Below are 7,802 nucleotides of genomic sequence, written 5' to 3'. Positions count from 1 at the left end.
GCAGCGAGAGGAACACGCCGGCCATCCCGAGCCGGGGGTCGCCGAGCACGCGGCCGAGCGGCGCGAGCGGTCCGAGCGCCAGGCGCGGCGCCGCGGCGAGGGCGTGCGCGTATTGGGGTGCTGGTAAGAATCGTGTCACCAGCCGCCATTTCGCCAATCGCCGCATAGTGCGGGGTCAGGCGTTGCGGTCGACCGACGGTGCGCTGGATGATGGGGCGTGGCCCCGGAATTGTCGATCGATCTGGATGAGCTTGTCGAGCACTGGACGGTGCTCGACGACGAGCGCGCACTCGTCGATGCCAAGCACGGTGGCACGCGGCTGGGCTTCGCGCTGTTGCTGAAGCACTACACGCGCCACGGCCGATTTCCGACGGGGCGCACGGAGATTCCCGACGCCGCGGTTGAGTTCGTCGCTCGCCAGCTGCGGGTCCCAGTGATGGACATCGGCGCCTACGAATGGACGGGCCGCTCGATCGAGCGTCATCGGGCGCAGATTCGTGAACACCTGGGCTACAGCGAGTGCAGCGTCGCCGACGCGCAGGAGCTCACCACCTGGCTGGCTCGTCATGTCGCCGAGCGCGAACGGCGCCCGGAGCGGGTGCGCGACGAGCTGCTGGCGCGTTGTCGTAGCGAGCGGATCGAGCCGCCCGCCCGTGCGCGGGTCGAGCGGATCGTGCGATCGGCGCTGCATGTCAGCGAAGAAGCCGTCTCGTCTCGGGTCACCTCGCGATTGGCCGACGGGTCACGACAGCGAATTGCGGTTCTGCTCGCCGTGACCGACGACGACGCGGCGGACGCGGCCGACGGCGATGTGGACGGTGACCGGGCCGTCCTGGGAACGATCAAAGAGGCGCCGGGCAGCGTGAGCCTGGACACGATGCTGACCGAGATCGACAAGCTCCTTGCGGTCCGAGCGATCGGTGTGGGCCCCGAGGTGTTCGCCGACGTCGCCTCGAATGTCGTCGCGGGTTGGCGCGCCCGGGCAGCGGTCGAGTCGCCGTCGCACCTGCGCACGCATCCCGAAGCGCTGCGCCTCACGCTCTTGGCCGCGTTGTTGCGGGAGCGCGAGCGGGAGATCACCGACACGCTCGTGGACCTGCTGATCTCGACGGTGCATCGCGTCGGGGCACGGGCCGAGAAGAAGGTCACCAAGGAGCTCGTCAACGCGTTCAAGCGCGTGCACGGCAAGGAGAACATCCTCTTCCGGGTCGCCGAGGCGTCGTTGGGCAGGCCCGACGGCACCGTGCGCGGCGTCGTATTCCCGGCCGTCGCGGGCGGCGAGCAGACGCTGCGCGAGCTCGTGCACGAGTTCAAGACGAGCGGCCCGCTGTACCGGCGCACGGTGCAGACCACGCTGAAGGCGTCCTACACCAACCACTACCGGCGCGGCCTGATCCGGCTGCTCGATGTTCTTGAATTCCGCAGCAACGCGACACACCAACCGATCATCGAAGCGCTCGCGATGATCCGTCGCTTCGCCGGCGCCGGGAACACGACCTACTACCCCCTCGGCGAGGCAGTGCCGATGCACCGCGGCCTACGCGGCGATTGGGAGGACGTCGTGCATCGCGAGGACACGCGAGGCCGGCGGCGGGTCGTGCGGATGGTCTACGAGGTCGCGACTTTCCAAGCGCTCCGTGACGCGCTGCGCTGCAAAGAGATCTGGGTCGTCGGCGCCGACCGCTGGCGCGATCCCGACCAAGACCTGCCGGCCGACTACGCCCTGCGCCGCGTCGAGCACTACCGCACCCTGCGCAAACCCCTGGACCCGTCGGCGTTCGTCGACGAGCTGCGCGATCAGATGCACGCTGAGCTCGGAGCCCTGAACGACGCGTTGCCGAAGCTCGGCTGGCTGGAGATCGCCGAGCGACGCTCGGGCGCGATCAAGCTGACAGCACCGGAGGCCCAACAAGAGCCGCGCAACCTGCGGCGCGTCAAGGCCGAGGTGCTACGGCGCTGGGGCACCGTGCCACTGGTCGACATGCTCAAGGAGACCGTGCTGCGAACCGGATGCCTGGACGCCGTCACGTCGGTGACGGCCGGCGGCAGCATCCGCCCTGACGTCCTCGCGGAGCGCTTGCTGCTGGCGATATACGCCTACGGCACGAACACCGGGATCCGCGCCGTAGCGTCCGGAGCGCACGGCCACACCGAGGACGAGATCCGCTACGTCCGCCGCCGCTATCTCACCGTCGACGCTGCCCGCTCGATCGCGGTGCAGATCGCCGACGCGACCTTTGCCTCTCGCCGCCACGGCCTGTGGGGCGCCGGCTCGACCGCGGTTGCGTCGGACTCCACGCACGTCGGCGCGCTTGATCAGAACCTGCTCACCGAGTGGCACTCGCGCTATCACGGCCGCGGGGTGCTGATCTACTGGCACGTCGAGCGCAAGTCGATGGCCGTGCATTCCCAGTTGATCTCCTGCAGCGCCTCGGAAGTCGCCGCGATGGTCGAGGGCGCGATGCGCCACGACACCACGATGGACGTCGAGGCCAACTACACCGACTCGCACGGGCAGTCGGAGATCGGGTTCGCGATCACCCGGCTGCTCGGCTTCGATCTGCTGCCGCGGATCAAGCAGATCAACAAGGCCCGGCTATACCGGCCCCGCGCCGGCGAACCAGATGCCTACCCGCGCCTGAGTCCCGCCCTGACGAGGCCGATCCGCTGGGGCATCGTCGAGGAGCAGTACGACCAGTTGATCAAGTACGGCACCGCAATTCGGACGCGAACCGCATCGACAGAGGCGATCCTGCGTCGCTTCACGCGCAACGCGTCGCACCCGACGTACGCGGCGATGCTCGAGGTAGGCCGCGCGCAGAAGACGATCTTCATCGCCCGATACCTCCGACTGCGCGATCTGCAACGCGAGATCGAGGAAGGACTGAACGTCGTCGAGTCCTGGAACGGCGCCAACGGCGTGCTCGCGTACGGCAAGCGCGGCGACATCCAGACCAACCGCCGCGACGAGCAAGAACTCTTCGTGCTCTGCCTGCGAATCCTCCAGGCCGCACTCGTGTACGTAAACACCCTCATGCTCCAGGACATCCTCGACGAGCCCGCGTGGAGCGACGTCCTCACGCCCGCCGACCGCCGAGGGTTGACGCCGCTGTTCTGGATGCACGTCCTGCCCTACGGCGAGGTCAACCTCGATATGACCTCCCGCTTGGACCTCGGCGCAGACGGCGGACGCGGCGTCGAGGGTCTCGCTCAAGCACGCTGAGGCTCGACTCGTAGTTGCCGGGGCAAGCGTTTGCCCGTAGGCACAGTCGCGGCGTGCGGCAGCAACGTCGCTTCGCGCCTCATTAACTCAGCGTTGTCAGGCACAGGCTTTCCGGTCGCGCTCAAAGTTCTACGAGATCTCGGACAACCTCGCGCGACTGCGCTCCCGCGTCTCGTCCACAGACGCAGCAGCGCCGTGGGCGCCCCCTCTGGGCGTTGCTGCTTTGCGTCGAAGCGGACTACTCGGGCTTGATGACGCCGGACAGAACGCGTTTGTTCGTGACGCCTGAGCCGTTGATGAGCCGGAAGGTGATCTTCACGGCCAGTCGGCCATGCCGGCGCACGAGCTTGCGACCGTAGGCATTGAGCGGCATAGCCACGACGCTGTTTCTGGGGGTGGTGCAGGTGTAGCTACCCGTTGTGCCGCCGACCCGTTTGCCGCCGACCTGAGCGATTTTGACAGTCATGGCCGCGGTCTGGCTGCCACGCAGGTAGACGCGGACGCGCCCGCTATCGCGCAGGCGCAGCGTGGCCGATGTCAGCCGCACCGTGGGCTTCATGTCGCTCATCGTGGGGCCATCGTCGCCGCAGCCGGAGTTGGCCGGGGGCAACTCGGCGGCGGAGGCCTGGGCCGCGAATGCACCGGTCAGGCCGACTAGCAGGAGAGCAGCTTGGGTTCGCATGCCAACTGCAACGCAGCGCGAACGCGCTAGTTGCGTCACGCCATCAGGGGAGGACAAATAGCGCTCTCGCCCGAGCCTCCGCCGGCGGCAGTTCCTTGAGGCGATGGCGCTCGCCGACGGCGGGGGCTTACGCTTGCTCAAGTAAAACGGACGGATGGTCGATAACCGCTGTGGGTTGCGAGTCCTCGTGGGAGACTGTCCGACGAACTGTGTGTGAGGCCGGGGCGACATGTTGGGGTCAGCCTGGGAATCGGTCTCCGAAGTGGATCTTGAGTGCTGCGCGGGGTGCTGTCCAGGTGCGGTTGCGTTGCCATTTGGCGTCGGCGCGCATGATCGCGAGCCAGATCAGCTTGGTGGCGGCCTGCTCGTCGGGGAAGTGCCCGCGCGTCTTGATCGCCTTGCGGACCTGGCGGTGCAAGCCCTCGATCGTGTTGGTGGTGTAGACCGCGCGGCGCAGCTCGTCGGGCAACGCGAGGAACGGGATGACGTGCTGCCAGTCTCGCCGCCATGCCTGCGCGGTCGGCGGGTAGCGCGTGCCCCACTCGGCCTCGAAGCGCTCAAGCTCGAGGAGCGCCTCGTCGGCGTTGGCGGCGGTGTAGATCGGCCGCAGCGCGCTGGCGACCTTCTTGCGGTCGCGGTAGTTGACGTAGCGCAGGCTTGAGCGGATGAGATGCACGATGCAGGTCTGCACCCATGTCTGCGGGAACGTCGCCTCGATCGCGTCCGGGAAGCCCTTCAGGCCGTCGACGCAGGCGATCAGGACGTCGTCGACGCCGCGGCGCTTGAGGTCATTGAGGACGGCCAGCCAGAACTTCGCGCCCTCGGTCTCCTGCCACCACAGCCCGAGAACCTCACGGTCGCCGTCAGACGTTACGCCCAGCGCGAGATAGCAGGCGCGGCTGCGCACCGAGCGGTCTTCGCGGACCTTCACGAACATCGCGTCGAAGTACACGATCGGATAGACGCGCTCCAGCGGCCTGGTCCGCCACGCCGCGACGTCCTCCAAGACGGCGTCGGTGACCCGGCTGATGGTGTCGCGGCCGATGTCGACGTCGTAGAGCTCGGCGAGGTGCGCGCTGATGTCACGCACGGTCATCCCGCCCGCGTAGAGGCCGAGGATCTTGTCGTCCAAGCCCGCCAACCGCGTCTGGCGCTTGCCGACGAGCTTGGGGTCAAACGACCCGTCGCGGTCGCGCGGCGTGCGGATCTCGACGGGCCCGAGGTCGGTACGCACCGTCTTGGCGCCCGCGCCGTTGCGCACGTTCGCGCCGGCGGGACGGCCGCCCGGCGGATGGCCGAGATGCTCACCGAGCTCAGCTCCAAGAGCCGTCTCGATCACGCGACCGGCCAGCTGCGTCAACAGCCCGCCAGGCCCCGTGATCTCCTCAGGCGCCAAGCCCTTCAACGCGTCCTGCAGCGCCTCCTCAGGCAACAAGCCCGCCAAGCGCTGCGCCGCCTCATCAGAGGCACTCTGAGCACGAGCGGACCGCTCACGATCTCTCTCCCCATCGCTCTTGATGGTCTTCATGGTCATCGGTGTCCTTCCCGGCCACAAGGGCCGAATCGGTCACCCAGACCACACACACTTCATCGGACAGACCCCCTCGTGGCCATTGATCCCTCATCGGACGGAGCAGCTCATCACGCACCGCACCTCCCCCACCTCTGTGTGGGCAGCGTTCCTACTGCTCCTCGCTCTTCTGGCCTTCTTGCCGACAGCCGCCGCGCATGCAGACGCCTATCTCGGCTCGGGCACTCAGATCGAACCGCTCGAGTCGTCGACGACCAGCGATGGCCTAAGCACCGACGGCAGCCTTGGCACCGAGAGCACTAGCGCAGACGGAACGTTCTACTGCTCGGTCGCCTACGCGACCATCGCGGCGTCGCCCAGCGGCTACGCCGTCGGCAACTGCCCGCAGAACACCGAGTTTCGTCGCATCGCCAAGTCCGGGCTGGTGGGAACTGGCACCGGCCAGGGCTACTACGACGGCGGCTACATCCTCGGCGGTTTCAGCGGCTGTGGCTGGATTCGAACGGACCAGACCAGCGCCTACAACACAACCACGCAGTGGAATCACTGCGACCCGAACTCGATCGGCTACACGAAGGACGAGTTCATGTACAAGTTCGCAGACGGCTCGTACTACTACGACGGCTGCGCCGAGACCGACGACTGCAAGGGCACCCCGGTCAACAACAAGCAGACCTGCTACACCGTCGCCAACGTGCGGCCTTGGCTGTCGGGCCAAGGCGTCCCGGCCGCGATCCGGTACATCCCGGCCAACGCCACGCATCTTGGCGCGCCTCGCTTCGCGTTCCGCTACGTGGCCAAGTATCCGACCACGGACGGCACCTACTGGGCCATGGGCCGCGACCGCGCCTACTCCAGCGGCCAAGGCAACTGGGTGTTCGTCCCGCTGAGCTGTCTGTAGGCCATTCCCGCACGCCCGGTGGAGCGCTCTGCACACGCAGAGCGCTCCGCCAGAGCCTGACCCGAATGCCATGCAACCCACGCGCTTTGTCTTATGAGCGCGACTGTCTGTCAGCCCCGCCCCATCATTTCAGGAGCCACACCATGGCCTCATCCCGCATCTCGCCTCGCCACGCGCTCGCCGTCGCGCTCATCGCGGCCAGCAGCGCCGGCGCTACCGCGGCGCCGGCGCTCGCCGATGGACCAACGTTCACTTTGGGCATCCGCCACAACGCCCAGCTGCTTCCGACCCTGCACGCCACCGAGCTGTTGGACGCCGCCGAGGAGAGCCGCGAATACGACTACGTCACCAAGGGCTACTTCAAGGTCGGCGGCAAGACCGTGGCGCGGCTTCCGAGCTTCAGGGGGCACGCCGACAGCACTCGCGAGCACCTCAGGTTGACCGTCAAGCGATCGACGCGCAGCACGATCCGTGCGGCCGCCAAGCGCCGCGGATCACGCCGCGTGATCCTGACCCTCGTGCATCAGCTCACCCTGACAACGAACATCCCCGGTGACATGGCCTTGCGCACAAAGACCATCGCGCAGGACGCCTATCTCGTGATCCCGCGAGGCTGAACCGAGCATCATCCGCAGCATGGAGGCGGTGCCCGGCATGTCGCCATGGCCGAGATCGGCGTGTCGGCAAACACTCGTTTGCCGACGCTCGATCTCAGCGAACTCGCCCGCCCGTCGTTGCTGAGCGTCGCGTGTCGAGAAGCCGCGTCGACAATCAACGACGGCAAACCCCGGCGAACCGGTAGTTTTCGACGCGTGCTCTTCGGCTACGCCCGCGTATCGACCGCTGACCAGAACCCCGACCACCAGACTGACGCGCTGCGCCGCGCCGGCGTCGCCGACGACAACATCTACGTCGACCACGCCAGCGGCGCGAAAGCCAGCCGACCGCAGCTCGACGCCGTGCTGCGCCTGCTGCGAGACGGCGACACGCTGAAGATCACCCGCCTGGACCGCCTCGGCAGATCAGTCCTGCACCTCGTGACGCTCGGCGCCGAGCTGCGCGAACGCGGCGTCGGCCTGCACGTCATCGAGCAAGGCATCGACACCACCACCGCCGAAGGTCGCGCGATGTTCGGGATGCTCTCCGTCCTAGCGGAGCTACAGCGCGAGCTCATCGTCGCCAACACCCGCGACGGGCTCGGCGCCGCCCGCGCCCGCGGCCGCAAAGGTGGCCGACGCCCCAAACTCAACCCCGAGCAGATCGCGCTCGCACAGCAGCTCTACGACGCCGGCGAGCGCACCGTCCAGCAGATCGCCGACATCTTCAACGTCCCGCGCACCACCGTCTACGGACACCTCGAGGCGGCCAGCAAGGGGAAACGGCCCGCCGTGCAGCGCGCAGCCACGAGCGCCTGAACGGCGGCACAGCGGCCGGTCAGCCCGCCACGGCCGAAATGGCGGCTGGT

6 protein-coding genes are annotated in these 7,802 nt (G+C 67.7%); 4 read left to right on the top strand and 2 right to left on the bottom strand.

Going from position 1 to position 7,802, the window contains the following annotated elements; all coding sequences use genetic code 11:
- The first annotated feature begins 217 nt into the window (after positions 1 to 217).
- Positions 218 to 3,223, top strand: a complete 3,006-nt coding sequence (locus V6M37_RS16355; protein WP_332675099.1) for a Tn3 family transposase — start codon at positions 218 to 220, stop codon at positions 3,221 to 3,223.
- A gap of 238 nt (positions 3,224 to 3,461) precedes the next feature.
- Here the strand turns inward: V6M37_RS16355 and V6M37_RS16350 are convergent, their stop codons facing one another.
- On the bottom strand, positions 3,462 to 3,791 hold the full coding sequence (locus V6M37_RS16350) for a hypothetical protein (RefSeq protein WP_332675098.1): 330 nt from the start codon (positions 3,789 to 3,791) through the stop codon (positions 3,462 to 3,464).
- A gap of 352 nt (positions 3,792 to 4,143) precedes the next feature.
- Complete coding sequence (locus V6M37_RS16345) at positions 4,144 to 5,433, bottom strand: IS256 family transposase (protein WP_332675096.1); 1,290 nt, start codon at positions 5,431 to 5,433, stop codon at positions 4,144 to 4,146.
- Here V6M37_RS16345 and V6M37_RS16340 point away from each other — a divergent pair.
- The 3 genes from V6M37_RS16340 to V6M37_RS16330 all read left to right on the top strand — a co-directional run bounded on the left by V6M37_RS16340 (position 5,423) and on the right by V6M37_RS16330 (position 7,752).
- Positions 5,423 to 6,337, top strand: a complete 915-nt coding sequence (locus V6M37_RS16340; protein ID WP_332675094.1) for a hypothetical protein — start codon at positions 5,423 to 5,425, stop codon at positions 6,335 to 6,337. The two genes, V6M37_RS16345 and V6M37_RS16340, sit on opposite strands and share 11 nt — an antisense overlap.
- A 143-nt stretch (positions 6,338 to 6,480) precedes the next feature.
- Positions 6,481 to 6,954: a hypothetical protein gene (locus V6M37_RS16335; RefSeq protein ID WP_332675092.1), complete on the top strand. Its 474-nt coding sequence runs from the start codon at positions 6,481 to 6,483 to the stop codon at positions 6,952 to 6,954.
- A 45-nt stretch (positions 6,955 to 6,999) separates the two neighbouring features.
- The gene (locus V6M37_RS16330) at positions 7,000 to 7,752 is read left to right on the top strand and encodes a recombinase family protein (RefSeq protein WP_332675090.1); all 753 of its coding nucleotides are present in this window, start codon (positions 7,000 to 7,002) and stop codon (positions 7,750 to 7,752) included.
- Positions 7,753 to 7,802: the final 50 nt, after the last annotated feature.

Source organism: Aromatoleum sp. (assembly GCF_036675785.1).
GTDB lineage: Bacteria > Pseudomonadota > Gammaproteobacteria > Burkholderiales > Rhodocyclaceae > Aromatoleum.
This window is presented reverse-complemented; position numbering and strand designations above follow the sequence as displayed.